The organism is Corynebacterium sp. HMSC05C01, from assembly GCF_001807155.1.
Taxonomy (GTDB): domain Bacteria; phylum Actinomycetota; class Actinomycetes; order Mycobacteriales; family Mycobacteriaceae; genus Corynebacterium; species Corynebacterium coyleae.
The window spans coordinates 185565-206484 of the sequence record NZ_KV787967.1 but is presented as its reverse complement, the minus strand read 5'-3'; the positions used below and the strand labels follow the sequence as shown (position 1 = coordinate 206484).

Annotated in this window: 19 protein-coding genes; 4 read left to right on the top strand and 15 right to left on the bottom strand. The window is 61.9% G+C overall.

Annotation, left to right across the window (positions count from 1 at the left end; translation table 11 throughout):
• Window positions 1–37: 37 nt before the first annotated feature.
• From secA to HMPREF3145_RS08860, 9 genes are all read right to left on the bottom strand, one after another.
• Window positions 38–2605 (bottom strand): preprotein translocase subunit SecA, encoded by a 2568-nt coding sequence (secA, locus tag HMPREF3145_RS08900; RefSeq protein ID WP_070422858.1) that lies wholly within the window; start codon window positions 2603–2605, stop codon window positions 38–40.
• A 157-nt stretch (window positions 2606–2762) separates the two neighbouring features.
• Window positions 2763–3482 carry a ribosome hibernation-promoting factor, HPF/YfiA family gene (gene hpf / locus HMPREF3145_RS08895; protein ID WP_070422857.1) on the bottom strand — a complete coding sequence of 240 codons (720 nt, stop codon included), beginning with the start codon at window positions 3480–3482 and terminating at the stop codon, window positions 2763–2765.
• Window positions 3483–3619: 137 nt separating this feature from the next.
• Window positions 3620–4015 (bottom strand): hypothetical protein, encoded by a 396-nt coding sequence (locus HMPREF3145_RS08890; protein WP_070449560.1) that lies wholly within the window; start codon window positions 4013–4015, stop codon window positions 3620–3622.
• Between the two features lie 48 nt (window positions 4016–4063).
• A complete protein-coding gene (locus HMPREF3145_RS08885) occupies window positions 4064–4681 on the bottom strand; it encodes a ComF family protein (RefSeq protein WP_070614826.1) in 618 nt (205 codons plus the stop codon).
• An 11-nt stretch (window positions 4682–4692) separates the two neighbouring features.
• On the bottom strand, window positions 4693–6417 hold the full coding sequence (gene lpqB, locus HMPREF3145_RS08880) for an MtrAB system accessory lipoprotein LpqB (RefSeq protein ID WP_070422855.1): 1725 nt from the start codon (window positions 6415–6417) through the stop codon (window positions 4693–4695).
• A gap of 11 nt (window positions 6418–6428) precedes the next feature.
• Complete coding sequence (gene mtrB / locus HMPREF3145_RS08875; protein ID WP_083279487.1) at window positions 6429–8060, bottom strand: MtrAB system histidine kinase MtrB; 1632 nt, start codon at window positions 8058–8060, stop codon at window positions 6429–6431.
• Window positions 8061–8165: 105 nt separating this feature from the next.
• On the bottom strand, window positions 8166–8849 hold the full coding sequence (gene mtrA / locus HMPREF3145_RS08870; protein ID WP_083279481.1) for an MtrAB system response regulator MtrA: 684 nt from the start codon (window positions 8847–8849) through the stop codon (window positions 8166–8168).
• A gap of 46 nt (window positions 8850–8895) precedes the next feature.
• Window positions 8896–9501: a dTMP kinase gene (locus HMPREF3145_RS08865; protein WP_070422854.1), complete on the bottom strand. Its 606-nt coding sequence runs from the start codon at window positions 9499–9501 to the stop codon at window positions 8896–8898.
• A gap of 12 nt (window positions 9502–9513) precedes the next feature.
• Window positions 9514–9867, bottom strand: a complete 354-nt coding sequence (locus HMPREF3145_RS08860) for a DUF4259 domain-containing protein (protein ID WP_070422853.1) — start codon at window positions 9865–9867, stop codon at window positions 9514–9516.
• A 186-nt stretch (window positions 9868–10053) separates the two neighbouring features.
• Between HMPREF3145_RS08860 and HMPREF3145_RS08855 the strand changes: the two genes are divergently transcribed.
• Window positions 10054–11049, top strand: coding sequence for a hypothetical protein (locus HMPREF3145_RS08855; protein ID WP_070422852.1), 996 nt, complete (start codon window positions 10054–10056; stop codon window positions 11047–11049).
• Here the strand turns inward: HMPREF3145_RS08855 and manA are convergent.
• The 3 genes from manA to HMPREF3145_RS08840 all read right to left on the bottom strand — a co-directional run bounded on the left by manA (window position 11039) and on the right by HMPREF3145_RS08840 (window position 14216).
• Window positions 11039–12232, bottom strand: a complete 1194-nt coding sequence (gene manA / locus HMPREF3145_RS08850) for a mannose-6-phosphate isomerase, class I (protein ID WP_070422851.1) — start codon at window positions 12230–12232, stop codon at window positions 11039–11041. The genes HMPREF3145_RS08855 and manA overlap by 11 nt on opposite strands.
• An 83-nt stretch (window positions 12233–12315) precedes the next feature.
• Window positions 12316–13686, bottom strand: a complete 1371-nt coding sequence (locus HMPREF3145_RS08845; RefSeq protein WP_070422850.1) for a phosphomannomutase/phosphoglucomutase — start codon at window positions 13684–13686, stop codon at window positions 12316–12318.
• A 56-nt stretch (window positions 13687–13742) separates the two neighbouring features.
• Window positions 13743–14216 carry a DUF3499 domain-containing protein gene (locus HMPREF3145_RS08840; RefSeq protein ID WP_083279486.1) on the bottom strand — a complete coding sequence of 158 codons (474 nt, stop codon included), beginning with the start codon at window positions 14214–14216 and terminating at the stop codon, window positions 13743–13745.
• Between the two features lie 92 nt (window positions 14217–14308).
• Here HMPREF3145_RS08840 and HMPREF3145_RS08835 point away from each other — a divergent pair, with 92 nt between their 5' ends.
• Window positions 14309–14797: a metallopeptidase family protein gene (locus HMPREF3145_RS08835; protein WP_070422848.1), complete on the top strand. Its 489-nt coding sequence runs from the start codon at window positions 14309–14311 to the stop codon at window positions 14795–14797.
• Window positions 14798–14823: 26 nt separating this feature from the next.
• Here the strand turns inward: HMPREF3145_RS08835 and HMPREF3145_RS08830 are convergent, their stop codons facing one another.
• From HMPREF3145_RS08830 to HMPREF3145_RS08820, 3 genes are all read right to left on the bottom strand, one after another.
• On the bottom strand, window positions 14824–15072 hold the full coding sequence (locus HMPREF3145_RS08830; RefSeq protein WP_180952331.1) for a WhiB family transcriptional regulator: 249 nt from the start codon (window positions 15070–15072) through the stop codon (window positions 14824–14826).
• A 335-nt stretch (window positions 15073–15407) separates the two neighbouring features.
• Complete coding sequence (locus tag HMPREF3145_RS08825; protein ID WP_070422892.1) at window positions 15408–16469, bottom strand: mannose-1-phosphate guanylyltransferase; 1062 nt, start codon at window positions 16467–16469, stop codon at window positions 15408–15410.
• 82 nt (window positions 16470–16551) lie between these two features.
• On the bottom strand, window positions 16552–17508 hold the full coding sequence (locus HMPREF3145_RS08820; RefSeq protein WP_070422891.1) for a glycosyltransferase family 2 protein: 957 nt from the start codon (window positions 17506–17508) through the stop codon (window positions 16552–16554).
• Window positions 17509–17576: 68 nt separating this feature from the next.
• Here HMPREF3145_RS08820 and HMPREF3145_RS08815 point away from each other — a divergent pair, with 68 nt between their 5' ends.
• Both HMPREF3145_RS08815 and HMPREF3145_RS08810 read left to right on the top strand, forming a co-directional pair.
• Window positions 17577–19160: an LCP family protein gene (locus HMPREF3145_RS08815; protein WP_083279479.1), complete on the top strand. Its 1584-nt coding sequence runs from the start codon at window positions 17577–17579 to the stop codon at window positions 19158–19160.
• A gap of 51 nt (window positions 19161–19211) precedes the next feature.
• On the top strand, window positions 19212–20894 hold the full coding sequence (locus HMPREF3145_RS08810; protein ID WP_083279478.1) for an AbgT family transporter: 1683 nt from the start codon (window positions 19212–19214) through the stop codon (window positions 20892–20894).
• Window positions 20895–20920 lie beyond the last annotated feature (26 nt).

The window sequence follows — 20920 nt, the reverse complement described above, 5'->3', positions numbered from 1 at the left end:
CCAAACAGTGGCCCCAAACAGTGGGTCAGCGGCGGTTTTAGACGGTGGCGGTGCCGCCGTCAGTCTCGCCCTCAGCAGCCTGGGCTGGCTGGGTCTCAAACTGCTTACGCATGGCAAACAGCTGGCGCACGGTCTCTTCCTGGATCGCCTCGTTCATGGCGTTGAACATGTCGCCACCCTCCTTCTGGTACTCCACCAGCGGGTCGCGCTGCGCCATCGCACGCAGGCCAATACCTTCCTTGAGGTAGTCCATCTCGTAGAGGTGCTCGCGCCACTTCGTATCGATGATCGGCAGGATCACCATGCGCTCCAGGTTGCGCATCTGCTCTTCGCCGCCGATCGCAGAGATGTTCTCTTCGAGGTTGTCGTAGAGGGCGTTGGCGTCGTCGAGAAGCGCCTGGCGCAACTGTGCCGAGGTCAGCTCACCCGGACGACCGTACTCGTCACCATCGATGAGTTCCTGCGGCGTCACGGACGGGCCGTACAGGGACTCGAGTGCGTGCCAGAGTTCCTCGAGGTTCCAGTCCTCCACGTAGCCTTCCGCGGTCTCCGCATCGACGTACGCAGTGATAGTGGACTCGATCATGCGACGCACCTGGTCCTTGATGTCCTTCGACGCCAGGATCTCCTGACGCTCGCCGTAGACCACCTTGCGCTGTTCGTTGAGCACCTCGTCGTACTTGAGCACGTTCTTACGCATCTCAAAGTTCTGGTTCTCAACCTGCGACTGTGCGCCCTTGATGGCGTTGGACACCATCTTCGCCTCGATCGGCACATCGTCCGGAACGTTGAGGCGGTTCATCATGTTCTCCATGGTCTGACCCACGAAGCGAACCATCAACTCATCGCGCATGGACAGATAGAAACGGGTCTCGCCCGGGTCACCCTGACGGCCGGAACGGCCACGGAGCTGGTTGTCGATACGACGCGACTCGTGACGCTCCGTACCAATCACGTACAGGCCGCCGGCCTCACGGACTTCATCACCAAGCTTCTTGGAACGTTCCTTCGCCTTCGGCAGTTGATCGTTCCACGCCTCCTGGTAGCGCTCCTCGTCCTCAAACGGGTCGAGGCCCTGCTCCTGCAACTTCGCATCCAAGAGAATTTCCGGGTTGCCACCCAGCACGATATCGGTACCGCGACCAGCCATGTTGGTGGAAACGGTCACTTTGCCCGGCAGGCCAGCCTCAGCGATGATGCGGCCTTCTTCCTCGTGGTGCTTCGCGTTGAGCACGTTGTGGGCAACACCCTTGCGGGTCAGCAGCTGCGACAGGTACTCGGAACGCTCCACCGAGGTGGTACCGACCAGCACCGGCTGGCCCTTCTCCGCGTGCTCCGCAATGTCCTCCGCAACGGCCGCGAACTTTGCTTCCTGCGTCTTGTAGATCAGGTCGTCGCGGTCCACACGCTGGTTCGGACGGTTCGGCGGGATCTGCACAACGTCCATCTTGTAAATCTGGTGCAGCTCGGCCGCCTCAGTCTCAGCGGTACCGGTCATACCCGAGAGCTTGTCGTACAGACGGAAGTAGTTCTGCAGGGTAACGGTGGCCAGCGTCTGGTTCTCGTTCTTGATCTCCACCTGCTCCTTGGCCTCAATGGCCTGGTGCATGCCCTCGTTGTAGCGACGGCCAGCGAGCACACGGCCGGTAAAACCGTCCACGATCATGACCTCACCCTGACGGATGATGTAGTCCTTATCGCGCTCGAAGAGCTCCTTGGCCTTGATCGCGTTGTTGAGGTAGCTCACCAACTGGGAGTGCTCAGGCGCGTACAGGTTGTCAATGCCCAACTGGTCCTCGACGTACTCCACGCCCTCCTCGGAAATACCGACGGTGCGCTTGCGGTGATCCACCTCGTAGTGGATGCCCTCACGCATACGCGGCGCAAGCTGTGCGAACACCGAGTAGAACTGGCTGGACCCATCGACCGGGCCGGAGATGATCAGTGGGGTACGGGCTTCGTCGATAAGAATCGAGTCAACCTCATCCACAATCGCAAAGTTATGGCCACGCTGCACAATTTCGTTGACCGAACGCGTCATGTTGTCACGCAAGTAGTCAAAGCCCAACTCGTTGTTGGTGCCGTAGGTGATGTCAGCGTCGTACGCCTTCTTGCGCTCCGCCGGACGCATCTCCGACAGAATCACGCCCACCTCCAGGCCGAGGAAGTGGTGCACACGACCCATCATCTCGGCGTCACGCTTAGCCAGGTAGTCGTTCACGGTGACCACGTGCACGCCCTTGCCGGACAGCGCGTTGAGGTACGCCGGCAGCACCGACGTCAGCGTCTTGCCTTCACCGGTCTTCATCTCAGCGACGTTGCCGAAGTGCAGTGCGGCACCACCCATGATCTGCACCTTGTAGTGCTTCTGTCCCAGCACGCGCCACGACGCCTCACGGGCAGTCGCGAACGCGTCGAGCAAAATGTCGTCGAGGCTCGCGCCGTCGGCGATGCGCTGCTTGAACTCGGCGGTCTTCGCCTTAAGTTCCTCATCGGTCAGCGCCGCGTATTCATCGTCCAGGGCCATGACCTGGTCAGCGATCTTCGCCAGGCGCTTGACGGTACGCCCCTCACCGGCGCGGAGCAGCTTCGACAGTCCAAACACGTGAGAAAATCCTTTACTACTGGAGTAGGCAGGGCCAAGGTGTAACAACCCGCCATTGTACGCACGCCCACGTTGCAGAGAACAACCCGGCGTTGCTAATCGACGACAAAACCCGCCCGGCCCCTTTCACAGGACCGTGCGGGTAACAGCGCAAGCGCTACTTCTCGCCTGCTTCGGCTTCCGCCTCATCAGCCAGTTCGATCAAACCGTAATCAAACGCGTGACGGCGGTAGACCACAGCCGGACGGTTCGTCTCCTCGTTGATGAAGAGGTAGAAATCGTGTCCAACCAGCTCCATCTCGCTGAGCGCATCATCCACGCTACGTGGAGCGTTGGAGTGCACCTTGGTACGAACGACCTGGCCCGGAGTCAGATCCTCAACCTGATCCTCGTACGGGTCAACATCGTACGGACCCTGCGCAGCAGCCTCGCGAGCCTGCGCTGCCTTCTGCTCAGCCTCAAGCTCAGCAGCAAGCTTGCCGGTGCCCTTCGGTGCACGGTGGCCAGACATCGGAGTGGTGCGACGAGCCTTGACCTTGCGCAGCGAACGCTCCAGCTTTGCCACTGCGGCATCCAAGGCGTTGTAGAAGGTGTCTTCCTTCGCCTCAGCGCGTGCGAGGTGGCCCGAGCCAGTTGCGGTGATCTGGATGCGTTCCGCTTCCTGTTCACGACGCGGATTCGGCTCATGCTTGAGCTCAACGTGGAAGGAATTCAGAGTCGGATCGAGCTTCGCAATCTTTGCCAACTTGCCGCTTACGCGTTCCTGGAAGTGCTCCGGAACCTCAACGTTGCGGCCGGTGATGGTCAACACCACATCGGGTCCGAGACCCTCCCCCTGTGCGTCACCCTGTACGGCATTCTGGTCTGCAGAAGTCATGTGCTTCCTCCCTGTGGGTAGTAGGAACTGTGTCCATCACCACTATACAACTGGTTATGACCAATACACGGGGGTTCGCAAAATGTTCGCTATGAGCTTACTGAGAGCTACGCTGCCGGGTGTTGAGCAGCGGATGCTTAGCTGCGGGTGCTCTGCTTCACGTTTGCACCGAGACCTTCAGCGATGGTCTGGCAGGTGCCCTCATCAGTGTTATCGCAGCGGCCAACCCAGTTCTCGCCGACGATGACTTCCTTTGCGTACGGGAACTGCTCCTCCATGAGGTAGCGCGCATAATCCTCAGGCGTGCCGTCGAGCTTGAATTTGATCTGGCCCTTTTCCTTCTGCATGCACACGCCCTCTTCCTGCTTCAACTCCTGCCAGTTGGTGCAGTCGAAGTCCGTGCCGGCAAGGGCGTCACGGATTTCGGAGACCTCCTGAACACGGGCCTCATGAAGTGGGGTGATCTCTGCAGTCGAGCAACCGACCAACGCGAGAACCGGGGCACACACGAGTGGAAGAAGACGCAATTTCATTCCTGTGACCCTACTGGACACCTGCAAAAACACATATTTGGCCTGCGGTTACGCTGCGCACACGGTCACGCACGCACTCACGTCAACCCCGTGGGCGAGCAGCACGGACACACTGGCCTGGAGGGTTGCGCCGGTGGTTACGACGTCGTCGATAAGAACCACGGGACCTGCAGGGATGGCGGCAAGCCGTACTGCTCCGGACAGGTTTGCGCGGCGCGAGGACTCGTCAAGGTTCGACTGATCGGCAGCGCTGGCGTCGAGTAGCAACGCGGGTGTGACACTGCGCCGGGTGGCGCGGCAGATAGCTTCCACGGGGTCGCCGCCGCGGGCGCGTGCCGAGGACACCTTCGTCGGTGCGGGAACCAGCACCGCGCCGACTGCGATATCGCCGCGCGCCTCCAAGTAGTCCAGCCCGGCGTTGAGTACCGCACCGACGTGGCGACGCACGGCAAGGTGGTTACGTTCCTTCATTGCCAACACCACCCCACGGTGCGCACCCGCATAGGCACCTAGTGCGAACACCGGCACCATCGGTGTGGTGTTGGGAAACACGCGCTGCGGCGGGTGCGCCAACTCCATCCGGCAGGTGGCGCACAACAGCGGCCCCGGCACGCCGCATCCGGCGCACTTGCGCGGTAGCAGCAACTCCCCGATATCCCCCAGCATCCCTGACTCCCCTACCGCGCGATGATCGGTAGCGCGCGCATACCTTCCAGACCTGGCACCTCACGCCAGATGGGGTTATCCGCACCTGAGGCCGGCACTTGCAATACAGCATTGACGTCAGTGACGTAGAGCATGCTTGGCGACGCCGCCACTGCCACCACCGGAGCCGAAATATTGCCCGCCGACAACGCGGTCATAGACGAGCCGTCCTGCTCCACACGCAGCACTGGCGACGGGGCGGAGGTACCGACGATGAGTGAACCATCCGCACGCCACTCGGCAGATACGACACTGCCACCGAGCTCCTGGGCGTACTCGAGCACATTGACAATAGAGCGTTCGCCGGAAGCGCCACGCTGGACAATGCCCGTGTAGAGCTTTCCGTCGATCACCATGACCACGCGGGTGCCGCTGCGCGACAGGCGCAGCACAGAAATGTTGCCGTCCACGCCTTCTGGCAGGTCGACGTGCACCTCGCCGGTGGACAATTCGCCACTGGCTGCGGATTGGACTGTGCGCAGGATCCGCTTGCCGTCTGCAACCGACCACACCGCCGCCGCGTTCGCTTCGAAGCTCGGGCGTGTGAATGTACGCGCCCGCATAACCTCTTCCTCGCGGGCACCGAATTTGCCCACGCGAAGCACATCGTCCTTGTCATCGTCTGGTTTGCCGAAGACAGCCGCCCATTGGCCACCCTTGGCCAGGTCGGCTGAAGTGATCTGGCCAGAGCTGCCGAGGCTGCCGTCGACGGCCTGGGTGGTGCGGCCGTCGACACGCAAAATGCGCCCATCGACGAGCGCGTAGAGCGTGCTTTCCCCAGCGGTTTCCACCAGTGGGCTCTCGTCCGCAAAGTCGTCGGTACCGAGTTCGTCAGCGCCTTCGATAAGGGGGCTGCCGTCGGCTTCCAAACGATACGGACCTGTGATGCCGGCGGTGGCAAGGGTCCACACCACTTGGGCAGCAAACTGCGTGCGGCGTGCGGCGTCGACTTCGCTGAAACCAGTAAAGGTAAACGCGCCATCTTTGAACCCCGTATAGGCCACTTTCGACGGCAACGCATTGGGCAACGCTGGACGCAAACGCTCCGCAGGCCCCTCCATAAGCAACCCGATTAAGTCACCCGCCAGGGCCTCGCGACGCGAGTGAACCCAACGGCGGTCGGTGACCAACTCACGGTCGTCGGCATCAAAGAAGTACAGGTTATACGGCTGATACTGGTTACGCAGCTCAGTTCGCTCCATGACCACACCCGCGGGTAGCGACGAAATACGCCACTGCCCATCGATCATGTCCAGCTCGATTTCTGCCTCGTATTTGCCGCGCTCCGGAGCAAACGATCCCCCGGTGTGCACCGCACCAACTACGTTTCCGTGAACCGCAAAGCGACGCTTCCCTGCCGAGGCCCCCGGCAGCGTGGTCACGCCGAAGCTGTCCACGATCAGCTTCTGCCCGCTTGGATCCCACGCCTGGGCAGCGCTCTCCGTCAGGTAAGCACGCGCCATTTCGTAGTCGCCGTCCGGAATCGCCGATGCTGCGTAGAACCCACGCAGCAGCAAGTCTGGCTCCTCATCCTCCGCGGGACCAGCATCCGGCGTCGGAGACTCCGCCGGCGTAAACGGACGCAGCACGTGAGGTGCCGAGTTGGTTGGCAGCGTTGCGCACCCCGACAGCAGGGACATCGCAGTCAACGTGGCCACGGCCGACAGCGCCAACGATGCAGCTTTATTCGTCCTCATCGATGTTCCTCCTAGACTTCAGGCTGCGGATCCGGTGCTACTGCACCAGCAGCTCCGCCGGCAGCTCCGCCGGCAGCTCCGCCAGCAGCGCCGGCACCGGCCCCGCTATCGGTGGAGAGGTCTACTCCCCTGCTGGCGTCAGCTTCGGCATCTCCTGCTTCCTTGGCGGCAACAGGCGCCCTTTGGATCTCGGCAGCATTCTGTCCCGGCGCGACCAAGTCCAACGGGGCGACGTTGATTTTCGCCCCGACTTCTCTCGGCAGCACCAGGCGGAATTGGGAACCCACGCCGTGCGTGCCAGCGGCGTCGAGGATGCCGCCGTGCAATAGCGCATCCTCGCGCGCAATAGCCAGGCCCAGGCCGGTGCCGCCCGAGTGGCGCTTGCGGGACTTGTCCGCGCGCCAGAAGCGGTTGAACACTAACTCGTCTTGGCCTTCCTTCAGGCCAACACCGCGGTCGGTGACGGTGATTGCCACGGCCTCGTCGTTGGAACGCATCACAATCTTCACCGGGTTGCCCTCCGAGTGGTCGATGGCGTTGGCCACCAGGTTGCGCACGATGCGCTCGATACGCCGTGGGTCACCCTCGATCGTCTGTGGTTCCTCCGGGATGTCGAAGTCGACTTCCACATCCAATTCGTCGGCAAGGTGCTGGGTTTGCTGCCATGCAGACTCCACCGGCCCGCGAGCATCCATGCTGGTGGTGGAGAGTTCGGCCACGCCGGCGTCGTGACGCGAAATTTCCAGCAAATCATTGAGCAGCGCCTCGAAGCGGTCGAGTTCCTTGATCATCAACTGGGAAGCGCGCTTGGTCGACGGTTCGAGCGAATCCTCGTTCGCCGCGATCATGTCTGCGGCCATACGCACCGTAGTCAGCGGCGTGCGCAACTCGTGGGAGACATCGGAGGTGAACTGGCGCTGAAGGTCACCGTATTCCTCCAGGTTGTTGATCTGCTTAGACAGCGTGTCCGCCATGTTGTTGAAGGACATGGCCAGCACTGCCATTTCGTCTTCGCCATCGACCGGCATGCGCTCGCGCAGGTGACCAGACGCGAAACGCTGGGCAGTTCTCGACGCCGAGCGCACCGGCGCCACAATCTGCTGCGACGCAAGCCACGCAATGCCCATCAAAAGCACCACGACGATCACCGCAGCGATAGCCAAAATGCCACGCATCAGTGCAACGGTGGTGGTTTCGCTCTCCATATTCATGACCAGGTAGAGCTGCAGATTCGGGATATCCGCATTCGTTGGTGTACCGACGATTAACGCGTCATACAACGTCGCATCCGGCCGTTCCACAGTGGCGAATTGGTAGGCCACATTTCCGTCGTTGACGAACTGCGCTAAGCGCTCTGGGATCTGGTACGACTCCGGCGACGAGGTCACCACCCCGCCAACGCTTTCCGCCACCAAGACCGGCTCGTAAAAGCTCGACGTGTCCGAGTTTTCCTGTGCGCGCTGGGTCAAACCTGCACGGGCTGAGTTCAAGCGCGCCTGCAGCGAGGCGGAACTGCCGCTGTTGTCTAGCTGGTATTCGACGGTGGCGCGTGCGCGCTCGATCTCCACACTCGCGGTTTCCAGCTTCGCCTCGGTGATGCGGCTAGTGACCACCGACGCCAGCACAAACCCAAGCACGGACATCACGATGGCGGACACGATGAGTACCGTGCCCACGAACCTCACCTGCAACGAGGTCGACCATGCGTGCGCTACGCGTTCGCGTGCGCGTTTGAGCGCATTCAGCGACTACACCCCCGGCTTGCCGGTCTTATAGCCCACACCACGCACGGTGAGGATGATCTCCGGGTTCTCCGGGTCGTGCTCAATCTTGGAGCGCAGACGCTGGACATGCACGTTAACCAGGCGCGTATCCGAAGCGTTGCGGTAGCCCCACACGGACTCCAGCAGCTCCTCGCGGGTGTGCACCTGATTCGGCTTCTGCGCCATTTCCAGCAAAAGGTCAAACTCGAGCGGGGTCAGCTGAATTTCCTGGCCGCCGCGAGTCACGGTGTGCTGCGGAACGTCAATGGTCAGATCGCCAACCTCGTAGATTTCCGCCGGCTCGTCGTCAGTACGACGCAGACGCGCGCGGATTCGGGCGACCAGTTCCTTCGGCTTGAAGGGTTTGGTGATGTAGTCGTCCGCACCAGACTCCAGTCCAAGCACCACGTCCACCGTGTCGGTCTTCGCTGTCAGCATGACAATCGGCACGGCGGACTGCTTGCGGATCTCGCGGCAAATATCAATACCGTTGACGCCTGGCAGCATCAGGTCGAGCAGGATCAGATCCGGATCAAAGCTGCGCCACGCGCCAACGGCCTCAGCGCCATCGGTGACGGAACTCGTCTCAAACCCCTCGGCCTCAAGCACGATGGTGAGCATCTCGTTGATCGCCGGGTCATCGTCCACGACCAGGATCTTGTGGGCCACATGTACTCCTTTGTCAGGGCTTTTATGGGGGTTGAAATGACGAGGCTTATGCCAGGTCGCGTATTGCCTGAATGATAACCGCAGGATCCGAGCCGCGTACCCACGGCCCACCCCACGACATTTCCGCCAGCCGTCCGTACATCGCATACGTTGCGGCCTGCAGGCCACCATCGCGTTCGTAGCGATCGCGCGCACGCGTTGCGTCCTGCGTCTCGCGCTTCGCTGCGCGTTCCCGCGCAAGCTCAGGGCTCGTATCGACGAGCACCTGCAAGTCCGGCCTCGGCAACCCCAAACGCCCAAACTCCAGGTCTTCCACCCAGCGCAAGGCGGCATCGTCACCGGTGCGCGCAGTGGTGTACGCGGCGTTAGAGGCCACGTAGCGGTCCAGGATGAGGACGCGGGACGGATCGTCGACGTACTCGTCGAGAAGCGCCTTCGCCCCATGACGGTCAAGTGCGAACAGTGTCGCCATCGCAAACGCGGAATCCGTCACATCCCCCATGCGCCCGTGCAGCGCGTCTTGTGCGAGCTGGGCGTGGATGGAGTCCTCATAACGCGGAAACGCAAGCGTGTCGGCGTTGAGTTCCTTCTTGATCGCGGTGACAAGCGTGTTCTTGCCCGCGCCATCGATACCTTCAAACGCAATAATCATGGCCGCAAACCGTTAGGCCAGCGCCTCGAGGAACTGCTCAAGGTCCGCCTCGGTCTCCACTGCTTCCAGCACCGCAGCAGCAGCCTCGACGAGCTTCTCGTCGATCTCGTCCGGGCGCAGACGGATGAACGGGTACGCCTCTGCCACATCACCGGCAGAAAAAGGTGCACCCGACCAAATTGCAGCGATCGTCGCCGCAGCCTGGCCGTTGAGGATCTCATCTTCGCTTGCGGAATCCCCATTTGCGGCGAGGAGCACGGCGTCACGCACTGCTTCCACAATCTCGTCGGTATCCAGGTCAGAGATCTCGTCGAGGAAATCTGCATTGGTGTCAATGGTGAAAATCTGCTCGTCCCAGGTCGTCACTGTGACGCTCCTTCCGTCTGTATCGAGTGCTGCAAACACGGTATCTATTACGTCTTTATATACGGCACTTGCACCTTATGGGGGTACACCTTCGCCGTACGACGTGCTATAAACATTCCTACACCACCATACTGTTACCAATTCGTGATGTAAGGGCTGCGCGCCGACCGTGGAAGGAGCGGGGACGTGAAACCGACCAACCGCCGTACCGCTGCTCTTTTTGCTGCAGGCCTCGGGCTTGCTGGCCTGACCGGTTGGACCGTATGGGCGTCATCGTCCACCGGGCCTTCGGACCACGCAGGCTTTTCCGCCGAGGCAGCAGACACCACCAGCGCGCACTCGACAACCTCAAGCACGTCGAGTTCCCGCACAGCGACCAACTCGTCGACAACAGAAACCTCTGCAGATGGGCGCACTGACGGAAACGATGCACCGGTAGACCAGGACTACAGCGCACAACACGGCATGCAGGGTGGCACGCACCACGTCAACCCGAACTATGCGGCGCAGAACGATCCATACCTGCCACCGCACGCAGTGGTGGGCCAGGCAGATCCGGCGCAGCCGACCAAGGTGTACCGCCCGACCAACATCGTTGTGCCGCCACCGGCGCAGTCGGCTCAGTCGGCCCAGCAGGCACCGCAATCACAGCGATCGGGGCCGCAGTCAGCCTCACAGTCGACCCGCCCGTCTGGAACAACGAGCGAAGAACGGCCGAACCGCCCCGAGACAACGCCTGAGTCCCCGTCGGAGTCCAGGCCGCAGCCAACGCCTGAGGCGTCGCACCCGTCCACACCGGACACGCCTGGCACGTCTGCACAAACGCCGACCGAGACCGACTCGGCAGGCACCTCCGGGATCCCCACGGCACCATCCGAGCCCGAGCGCGGCCCCGGCACATCTGCGGACAACGAGCCGAAGATCAAGGACGGCAAACCCGCACCCGGCTCCTCCCCCGCCGAGCCAACCTCGCGTGAGAACGATCGCGATGAGCACCCCGAAAACAACAAGGCGATTCCCGCAGACCAGCTGGAGGCTCAACTGCAGTCGCAGGCATCTGCGCCCACAACTGCCCGGGCGCGTGTGCCGGGCAAGGAGGACGTGGCCGGATACCCCCAGCCGGATGAGGGCTTTAGCCCCCGCGAGGCGCTTGACCAGATCGCGCGAAGCGTTACACGGTAGCCACAAACACCTGGGTGGGTTCCCCATCCGTTGCAGGCCGCAGGGTCACCGCACCATCGCTTGCGGGAATCCACACAGCCTCCCCAGCGGCGATTGACATTGTCCCGTCCGTGGCGGTGCCCGCGGTGCAGAGTGCGATTGCGGGGCCATCTTCGTCGATACGCAACTCGCCCTGATCAAGCTCGTGCATGCTCACGGTGAAACTCTCCACCGGCAGCACGAATCGCGTCCCGCCAGCCACCTCCTCGGTGTCTGCGCGCGGCGATTCCAACGAAGAAAAGTCGAGTACACGCACGAGCTCTGGCACATCTACGTGCTTGGTGGTCAGACCACCGCGCAGAACGTTGTCGGAGTTTTCCATGACCTCCACGCCGAGACCGCTGAGGTAGGCATGCAGTTGACCTGCGCCGAGGAACGCCGCCTCACCCGGCTTGAGGGTGACAATGTTGAGCAGCAGAGCCGCAAACGCACCAGCGTCGCCTGGGTAACGCTGCGCTAGTTCAAGGAATACCTCGGCTGCTTCCACAACCCACGCAGGGTGGGCTGCGGTGCCTCCATCGGCGATCGTGCGGGCACTATGTCCGACGGCGTCGAGCACCTCCGTCAGCGCGGGCTTGGGTAACGACACCAGGGTAGTAAACAGCACCCGCATGTCCCCTGCACCGCCGGCCGCTGGCAGTAGTGCTGCGTAACGGTCCCAGGCTGGGGAGGAAAACGCCTCGAACAACTCGGTCATCTGCTCCACAGGGCGAAAGCCCGCCATCGCACGGAACGTAGTCAACGCGACGATAAGTTCCGGCTTCGGGTTCGAGTCCTTGTAGTTGCGCTGCGGGCTGTTGAGGCTGATGCCCTCAGCGTTTTCCCGTTCGAAGCCAGCAACGGCCTGCTCGCGCGACGGGTGCGCTTGGATACTCAGTGGGGAATCCGCCGCGAGCAACTTCACCAAAAACGGCAGTTGCTCGCCGTACTGGGCAATCACGCGGTCGCCCAATGCTGCCTGGGGGTCCTCGGCGATGATCTCGTCGAGGCCACGTCCATCAATGGTCGCTGGGGCGGCAGGGTGGGCACCAAACCACAGTTCGGCCTCGGGCTTCTCACTCGGCGAGGGCGTCCCCCTCAGCTGTGCGAGCAGCGTCCGCGACCCCCATGGGTAGGGTCGCAGTACCCCATCCAATCGCTCCATGTGGCCTCCTTTGGTTCTGCGTGAGCGCAAACGTCCAAAATAGCAGTCCCACGCTCCCCGTTCGAGTTACAAGAATTCGGTGCCTAGGAACGAATCAGGCCAAGAATCTCGTTGACCAGCGCGTCGACCTCTTCCTGGGTCGGCGCTTCCGCATTAAGACGCAGCAGCGGCTCCGTGTTGGATGCACGCACGTTGAGCCACGCCTTGGAGTCCTTCAACTGCACAGTCACACCATCGAGGGTGTCTACCGATTCCGCACGATCCGTGAACGCATCCACCACACGCTTCGTCGCCGCTTCCTGGTCGGCAACTTCCGAGTTGATCTCGCCAGATGCGACGTAGCGCTCGTACTGCGCCATCAGTTCACTCAGCGGCTTGTCCTGCTCTGCCAGCGCCGCCAGAACGTGGAGCGCAGCGACCAAGCCAGAGTCCGCGTTGAAGAACTCAGCAAAGTAGTAGTGGGCGGAGTGCTCACCGCCGAATAGCGCGTTGTGCTCGGCCATCTTGGCCTTGATGTAAGAGTGGCCCACACGGGTGCGTACGGCGGTGCCACCACATTCGTCGATCATCTCCGGCACTGCACGCGAGGTAATCAGGTTGTGGATGATCGTCGCACCGGGGTTCTCCGCAAGGGTGCGCGTGGCAATCAGCGCAGTGATGGCGGAAGGGGAAACGGCCTCGCCCCGCTCGTCAACAACAAAGCAACGATCCGCATCCCCGTCAAACGCCAACCCAATGTCCGCGCCCTGCTCAACAGTGAACTTCTGCAGGTCAACCAAATTCTTCGGGTCGAGCGGGTTCGCCTCATGGTTCGGGAAAGTACCGTCTAACTCGAAGTACAGCGAGCGAATATCCATATCCCCCAACGCCGCCGGAACCGTCAGCCCAGCCATGCCGTTTGCGGCATCCACTGCCACGACCAACTTGCGCCGCGTAGGCACCGGCACCAGATCACGCACATACTTCGCGTATGCCTCGAGCGCATTTTGCTTCTCGACGACACCACGTTCCCCCTCAAACTCCGGCACGCCCTCCAGAATCATGCGGCCGATTTCCGACAAACCGGTATCTGTAGACACCGGGGTCGCGCCCGCGCGGCAGAGTTTGATGCCGTTGTACTGAGCCGGATTGTGCGAGGCGGTAAACATCGCACCAGCGCAACGCTGGGAGCCGGCAACGAAGTAGAGCTCGTCAGTCGACGTCAGCCCCAAGTCGGTGACATTAAGCCCCTGGGAGGCAGCTCCCTCGGCGAACGCCGCGGCCAGCGCCGGCGACGACGGACGCATGTCGTGGCCGACCGCGATACGGGTCTCACCCTCCTCGCGCAGAATGTGGGCAAACGCAGCGCCGGCGGTGCGGACAAAGTCCTCGTCGATGTGCTCGCCGACAACGCCTCGAACGTCGTAGGCCTTAATAACGCTGCTCAGAGTCTCACGTGTGTGCTGGATAGCCATGCAGGCCATCTTAGTGCGCCCCGCGACACGACCCCTCCCCGGCTGCTGTGGTTTCGCTATTCCTGCTCAGCCGAAGGATCCGGCACGATGCGCAAATGCGAACGGCGCGCCGCCTTATGCGCAGCAATCTGCTCTTCCACCCGCTTCGTGCGATGCACCGGGTGATTCGAGGTATCCGGGTCGTTGAAGTCGTGCGAGGCTTCGTACTCGATTGGGTCCTGCGAAGAATCGACCAAACCAGTGGTCAGTCGACCCGCCTCACGCACGGCCTCGGCCAAGGCGGTGATGTCGGAGGCTTCCGGATCGTCATCCTCATCGCCTTCTAACTCGACGTGCTCTACACGGACCATTTCCCAACCAACGGGCGCGGTGATGTGGGCGGAATGGCGCTCACACAAGTCCCACGCATGCGGATCTGCTACCGGGGCGAGCGGACCGATCACTGCCGTCGAGTCCGCGTACGCGTAAATCAGCGTGGCCACAGCGGGCCTGCCGCAACCCGGGCGACAACAACGACGGAAGACATTCACGGCGGACAGTCTAAACCCCTTCTTGAGGTTTTTGTACTGCGGCGCGGCGCGCCCCCTCCACACCTGCCTGTTTCCACCTTAGGATTGCCGTCATGCAAACCCCTTCCAGGCCCGGCGTCGGCCCCTCGCACGTCCGCGCCGCACGCGACCGCCACGGGCGAGGTGCCCGTGGCCCGCTCCTGCCCGTTGGGGTGCCCCGCTATCGCTCGCGCAACGACGCATTCGACGCACTTGTCATGGAAGCCTACGCCCCGCTCCACAACGCGTACTTTGAGCAGCTGGCAAGCGTGGATTTGGCGGTGGACACGATCCCACGCATGCGCCTGCACGCAGATATGACGATCTTGCCGGACGAGATCATCGCCGACGGCCCGGTCCCTCTCGGGCGGGTGCTCCAGGCAGGCGTGGATCAGCACGGCAACCCCACCCGTGCGCGCTTTGTCGTGTTTCGCATGCCGATAGAACACCGCGCGGTGACCACCCAGGAGCGTGCAGAGTTGCTCACGTGGGTGCTCACCGCGCTGGTAGCAAACTATTTAAATTTGGATCCACGCACTGTGAATCCCGATTTTCCCTGGTAGATCCACCCTGTAGATCTTGGGAGTTGTTAGCCGATCTGCTTCTTCAGACGGCGACGCTCACGATCGGACAGCCCACCCCAAATACCGAAGCGCTCATCGTGCTCGAGTGCGTACTCGAGGCACTCATCGCGCACTGCGCATGCCTTGCAGATTCGTTTGGCCTCACGAGTTGAGCCGCCTTTTTCAGGAAAGAAGGCCTCGGGGTCAGTCTGCGCACACAGCGCCTGGTCCTGCCACTCCTGCTCGACAGTGCCAAACAACTCGTCGAGGGTCATCCCTCCCGCAGCAGCGCCGCGGAGGATGGCGTCCGCTTGATTTTCCACGCCATTACCTTCCCTGTTGCTTAGTTGATCTTTTCGGTGGTCGTTCGAAGAGTGATGCACCCGCTGGTTGCGGATGCGGAAATAACACTTCTGTGATTACACACCGAGGCACTAAATAGTCGCAACCAAAATGTGAGCCGAGCGCGCCTTTTTTAGACATTCCCCACGTCAACTTTCACACCAGTCACAACTGTCACAGTATAGCTGCAATGGGGGTGGACTTCGGGGGTACTACATGTAGTGTCTGGACTAAAAAGCGCGACTATTTGGCCGTGTTGGCGTGTCGGTTACGCGTCTGGGGAGAAACGCACTCCCGAATCTGGGATCACAACACCCGGCCACACACGCATGCCACCCTGCAGCTCGCAGCGCGCACCAATCTGGGCGCCTTCACCGATCACACAATCAACCAAGCGCGCATTCGCTCCAATCGTGGCTCCGGCAGCAATGATGGAATTGCGCACCATTGCGCCAGGCTCGATGGTGACGCCGTCGAAGATCACGGAGTCGTCGATACGCGAGCCCGCCCCAATCTCACAGCCACGGCCAACCGTTGTGCCGCCCATCAGAATCACGCCATGCGCAACACCGGCAGACGGATCCACCACAGATTCGCCCGTACGCCCCTTCAATAGTGGCGAGTACGCAATGCCGCGGACCACATCCGAGGAGCCCTGGACGAAATCGTCCGGGCGACCCATGTCGCGCCAGTACGACGAATCCACATGGCCGACGACCTTCGCACCCTGCTCAAGCAGGCCCGGGAAGGTTTCGCGCTCTACAGAAACCACACGCCCTGCCGGGATCTGCTCGATCACCGAACGCTTAAACACGTAGCAGCCAGCGTTGATCTGGTCGGTCGGCGGATCCTCGGTCTTTTCCAAAAAGGCCAGCACATTGCCGTCCTCATCCGTCGGCACCGAGCCGAACGCGCGCGGATCCGGCACCCGCACCAGGTGCAGTGTGACATCCGCATCCTTATCCACGTGCGTGTGCGCAATCGCCGACAGGTCCGCGCCAGAAAGCACATCACCGTTGAAGACCATCACGTTGTCGTAGCGGAGCTTCTCGTAGACGTTGCGGATGCCACCTCCGGTGCCAAGCGCTTCTTCCTCCACGACGTATTCGATCTCTAGACCGAACTCGGAGCCGTCGCCGAAGTACTCCTCAAACACCTCTGCCTTATAGGACGTCCCCAGCACCACGTGACGCATGCCAGCCTCACGGATGCGGGCAAGCAGATGTGCCAAGAACGGGAAACCTGCCGTCGGCAACATCGGCTTGGGTGTAGAGACAGTCAGCGGACGAAGGCGTGTGCCACGCCCGCCGACGAGAATCACCGCATCCATTTCTGTGATTTCTGCAATTTCAGCAGACTCGGTGATTTCGGTGGAGGCTGTCTGAGCCATTGCTAGATCCTTCATCTTGTTGTCAGTTCACTTCCCCACGGCCGGTGCCAGCCCTGCGTGCAGGTTTCGCCCTACCCAACTGCAGCGCACCCCTCACTCGGAGGCCGAGCCACAACGCCCAGCGGATGGGAGCTTGCCACGCATGCGGATGGCGGTCGCGCTGGAACCGATACGCCGAGGCGTGGTGCGCAGGCACCGTAACTCCCCTGTGTCGGTCCGCAACATGGCCCTGATCGTGCAAGATCACGGAACTCGGGCAGTACAAATTGTCCCAGCCTGCACGGGTAAGACGGTCACCGAAGTCGATGTCTTCCAGGTACATGAAGTAGCGCTCGTCGAACCCGCCGATCTGGTCGAACGCATCCCACCGCACAAGGAGGCACGCGCCGGACAGCCAGCCTGCGGTGCGTTGCACCTCCATATTCGCCCCGGCTTGGTACGCGCGGGAAAACGGGTTGGACGGCCAGTAGTCGTACAGCAGCGCGTGCCCGATCCCCATGGCCAGGCTGGGCACCTCGCGCGCGCTGGGGTATGCGGAGCCGTCGGCCTCTTCAATCCTGGGCCCGGCGGCGCCAGCCTTCGGCGCGTCGTCGGCGCAGTGGATCAACTCGTCGATGCTCCCCGGGGTGAACTCCACGTCGGGGTTCACAATAAGGAAGTAGTCGCCGCGCACCGCACCTGCTTTTCGACGATCCCCCAACTGCCGAGCAGCCGCATTAATCGCGGCTCCATAACCGATGTTTCCACCAGTGGGGAAAAACTCCACGTGCTCGTGCTCGCGTGCGGCCTGCTGCGGCACGCCGTCCTTGGAGCCGTTGTCGGCGCAAAGCAGCACAACGGGGCGCGTCGTCGCCTTCTCCAAGGAGGCGATGAGCTGCGCCAAGTGCTCCCCAGGCGAATACGTCACGGTGATCACCGCGAGTGGCGCCTGATGAGCGTCAGGATGATGCTCTGTGTCTTTCACAATGTTGGACAGCATACCCACCATGACCTCCAATTCCGGCGCACGGCACAGGGCGAGCCGGGGAATGTCGTATAATTCCCGGCGTGACTGAGCCCAGGCGGCAAGCCCGCGATATCAAACCTGCCCCGTCCCGGGTGCGGGATGTTTCGCAATCTGGCCACCCCGCACTGCGAACCACCCTTGCCATCGTCTCCGCCGCCGCAATCGCCCTGTCGGGCGTCGGGTATTTCGCCGTTGGGCGGCTTGGTGGGCAGTTGAGCGCGTCGGACTTAAAGGTGTCGTCGCAAAGCAAAGGCAAAGACGGCAACGCCCTGGACGGCGCAATGGACATCCTGCTGGTGGGCTCCGATTCGCGCACGGACGCGCAGGGCAACCCCTTAAGTGAGCAGGAACTTTCCCGTCTGAACGCCGGTATCGCGGACGGTGAGATCAACACCGACACCATCATGGTTATCCGCATCCCGGAGGACGGCTCACGTGCGACCGCAGTGTCCATCCCACGCGATACCTATGTGCATACGGACGACTACGGCAACCTGAAAATCAATGGCGTCTACGGCGCACACGCTGCCGCAAAACGCGAAGAACTGATCGAATCCGGCATGAGCGAAGGCCCGGCGCTCGAACAGCAGGTTGCTCGCGCAGGACAAGAGGGACTGATCGACGCCGTAGCGGACCTCACCGGTGTCGAAGTCGACCACTTCGCCCAGGTCGGTCTCCTTGGCTTCGTGCTGCTCACCGACGCTGTCGGCGGCGTCAAAGTGTGCCTGAATAATCCCGTGGACGAGCCACTCTCCGGCGCGAAGTTCCCCGCCGGCGAGCAGACCCTCGACGGTGCGCAAGCCCTGTCGTTTGTGCGCCAACGCCACGACCTGCCGCGCGGCGACCTAGACCGCATCGTGCGCCAGCAGGCCTACATGGCTTCGCTCGTACAGTCGATGCTTTCCGCAGGCACCCTGACCAACCCGGCGAAACTGCGCGAACTGTCTAACGCAGCGGAACGCTCCGTGACACTGGATAAGGGTTGGGACATTGTGGGCTTGGCCCAGCAACTTTCCGGCCTGGCTGGTGGCAACGTCACCTTCACCACCATCCCTGTGACCTCCGTCAATGGTGTCGGTGACTATGGCGAGTCCATCGTCACCGTGGATCTACCGCAGGTGCAGAAGTTCATGGCAGAAGCGATTAAGCCTGAGGAGGACAACACCGACGGCACTGAGGGTTCTGACGGTTCGGACTCCGCCACCAGCGCCCCACGCGAGACGTTCAACGGCTACGAAGCAGTCGTGCTCAACGCCGGCAGCGTCCCCGGACAGGCTGGGCGTGTTGCTGAGATACTCAACGGCGACGGCCTGACGGTGACAAGCGTGTCCAACGCCATGGAAGGCCTCTACACAGCTACCCAAGTGCTTGCCGCAGACGAGCACGACCCGGCCGCCCAGGAGCTGGCCCAGCTGCTCGGCGGAGTGCCCGTCGTGGCCAACGCCAGCGTGGAGCCGAACACGGTCATTGCCGTCATCGCGGACGACTACAACGGGCCCGGCGCGATGGATGCTGACGAGGCGGAACAGGTCGCTCCTGTGGGCACGCCAGGTGAGGATTTCGGTGCCAACGAGCCTGCCCCTGAGCTCTCAGCTGGCGAGGACAGCCCGCGCTGCGTGAATTAATATCCCCCAATCGCCTGAAATTCGAATCGGCGACAGGTAAAACCTCTTTGCATGAACATTGCAAAGAATCATTCTGTCCACCACGCCGCCCAGGGCTCCACTTCGGTAGCACCTCAGGAGGCCACATCAGGCACGGTTCCCGACCCGGGACCGGACGATGGGACCGAACGAGATCAGACACCAAGAGGAGCCGTAGACCGGCTCCTCTCTTTTATTGAGCGGGTAGGTAACAAACTTCCGGAACCGTTCACGCTCTTCCTGTTGCTCTTCCTGATCACCGCGGTCATTTCCACAGTGATGGCCTGGGCTGGGTTGCAAGTGCAGGTGCCTGGCGACGACGAGATCCGCCCCATCAAGGGCTTCTTCACCAGCGAAGGCCTTGCCTGGTTCACCGTGAACCTGGGCAAGAACTACGTTGGCTTCCCGCCGTTGGTGTACGTGCTGCCGATCATCTTGGCAGTCGGTATCGCGGAGCGCTCCGGAATGTTGTCGGCGCTGATCCGCAGGCTGTTTTCCTCCGCGAATACCTCGGTACTGCCGTATGCGGTGGGCCTGATTGGTGTGTCCGGTTCGCTGATCGCCGACCCGGCGTTCATCGTCATCCCGCCACTTGCTGCCATGGTGTTCCAGGCTGCTGGCCGTCACCCGGTGGCGGGTCTGCTCGGTGGCTTCGCGTCCGTGGGCGCGGGATACGCTACGTCGCTGTTGCCGGGCTCGCTCGATGCACTGTTTGCTGGCATCACGAATTCCGTGATGGAGGCACTGCCAAGCCTCGACGCCCCTGAGGTCACCGTGGTCTCTAACTACTGGTTCAACCTTGTCTCCGCGATCGTGCTGGGACTTCTGTCCGGCTTCATCATCGACAAGGTCCTCGAGCCCCGCTTAAACAAGCTCGGTGTACCGAACAAGATGGTTGCTGGCGATGACGGCATGACCCGCGACCGCGACGGCAAGGAAATCTCCGCAGAGCTCACCGACGCCGAGTCCCGTGGCCTGCGCGCCACTCTGTGGGCCACCCTGCTGCTGACCGTGGTGTGCACGATCGTCGTCCTCATCCCGAACTCTCCGTGGCGCAACGAGGAAGGCAACTTCCTGCCGGACTCGCCGTTGATGCAGTCCACGGTGTTCATTGTGGTGCTCTACTTCGTGGTCATGGGCTTGGTCTTCGGCATGGTTGCGGGCACGATCAAACGCGTACCCGACGTCGCAGACATGATGGCTGGCGCCATGAAGGATATGGTGAACTTCCTCATCCTCGCGTTCACCCTGGGCCAGTTCATCGCCCTGTTTAATTGGTCTGGCATCGGCACCTTCACCGCCGTGAAGGGAGCCAACGCGCTCGAGTCCGCAGGCATCACCGGTTTCGCCGCCATCTTCGCGTTCGTCGTCCTGGCGTCGTGCCTGAACCTGCTGATCATCTCCGGCTCCGCACTGTGGACCCTGATGGCAGCCGTGTTCGTGCCCATGTTCGCCCTGATCGGCTTCGATCCGGCCTTCATCCAGGCAGCGTTCCGTGTCGGCGATTCCGCCACCCAGATCATCACCCCGCTGAACCCCTACATCATCGTGATCCTGACGCAGCTGCGCCGCTACGAACCGAAGGCTGGCGTGGGCACGCTCATGTCGCGCCTGATCATGTTCACGGTTCCGTTCTGGATCTTCTGGATGGCCATGCTGTTCATTTGGTACACCTTCGACCTGCCGCTCGGCCCGGGTGCTGCCATCTTCCTGTAGCGCGCCATTCAGGCGTCAGTTACGCG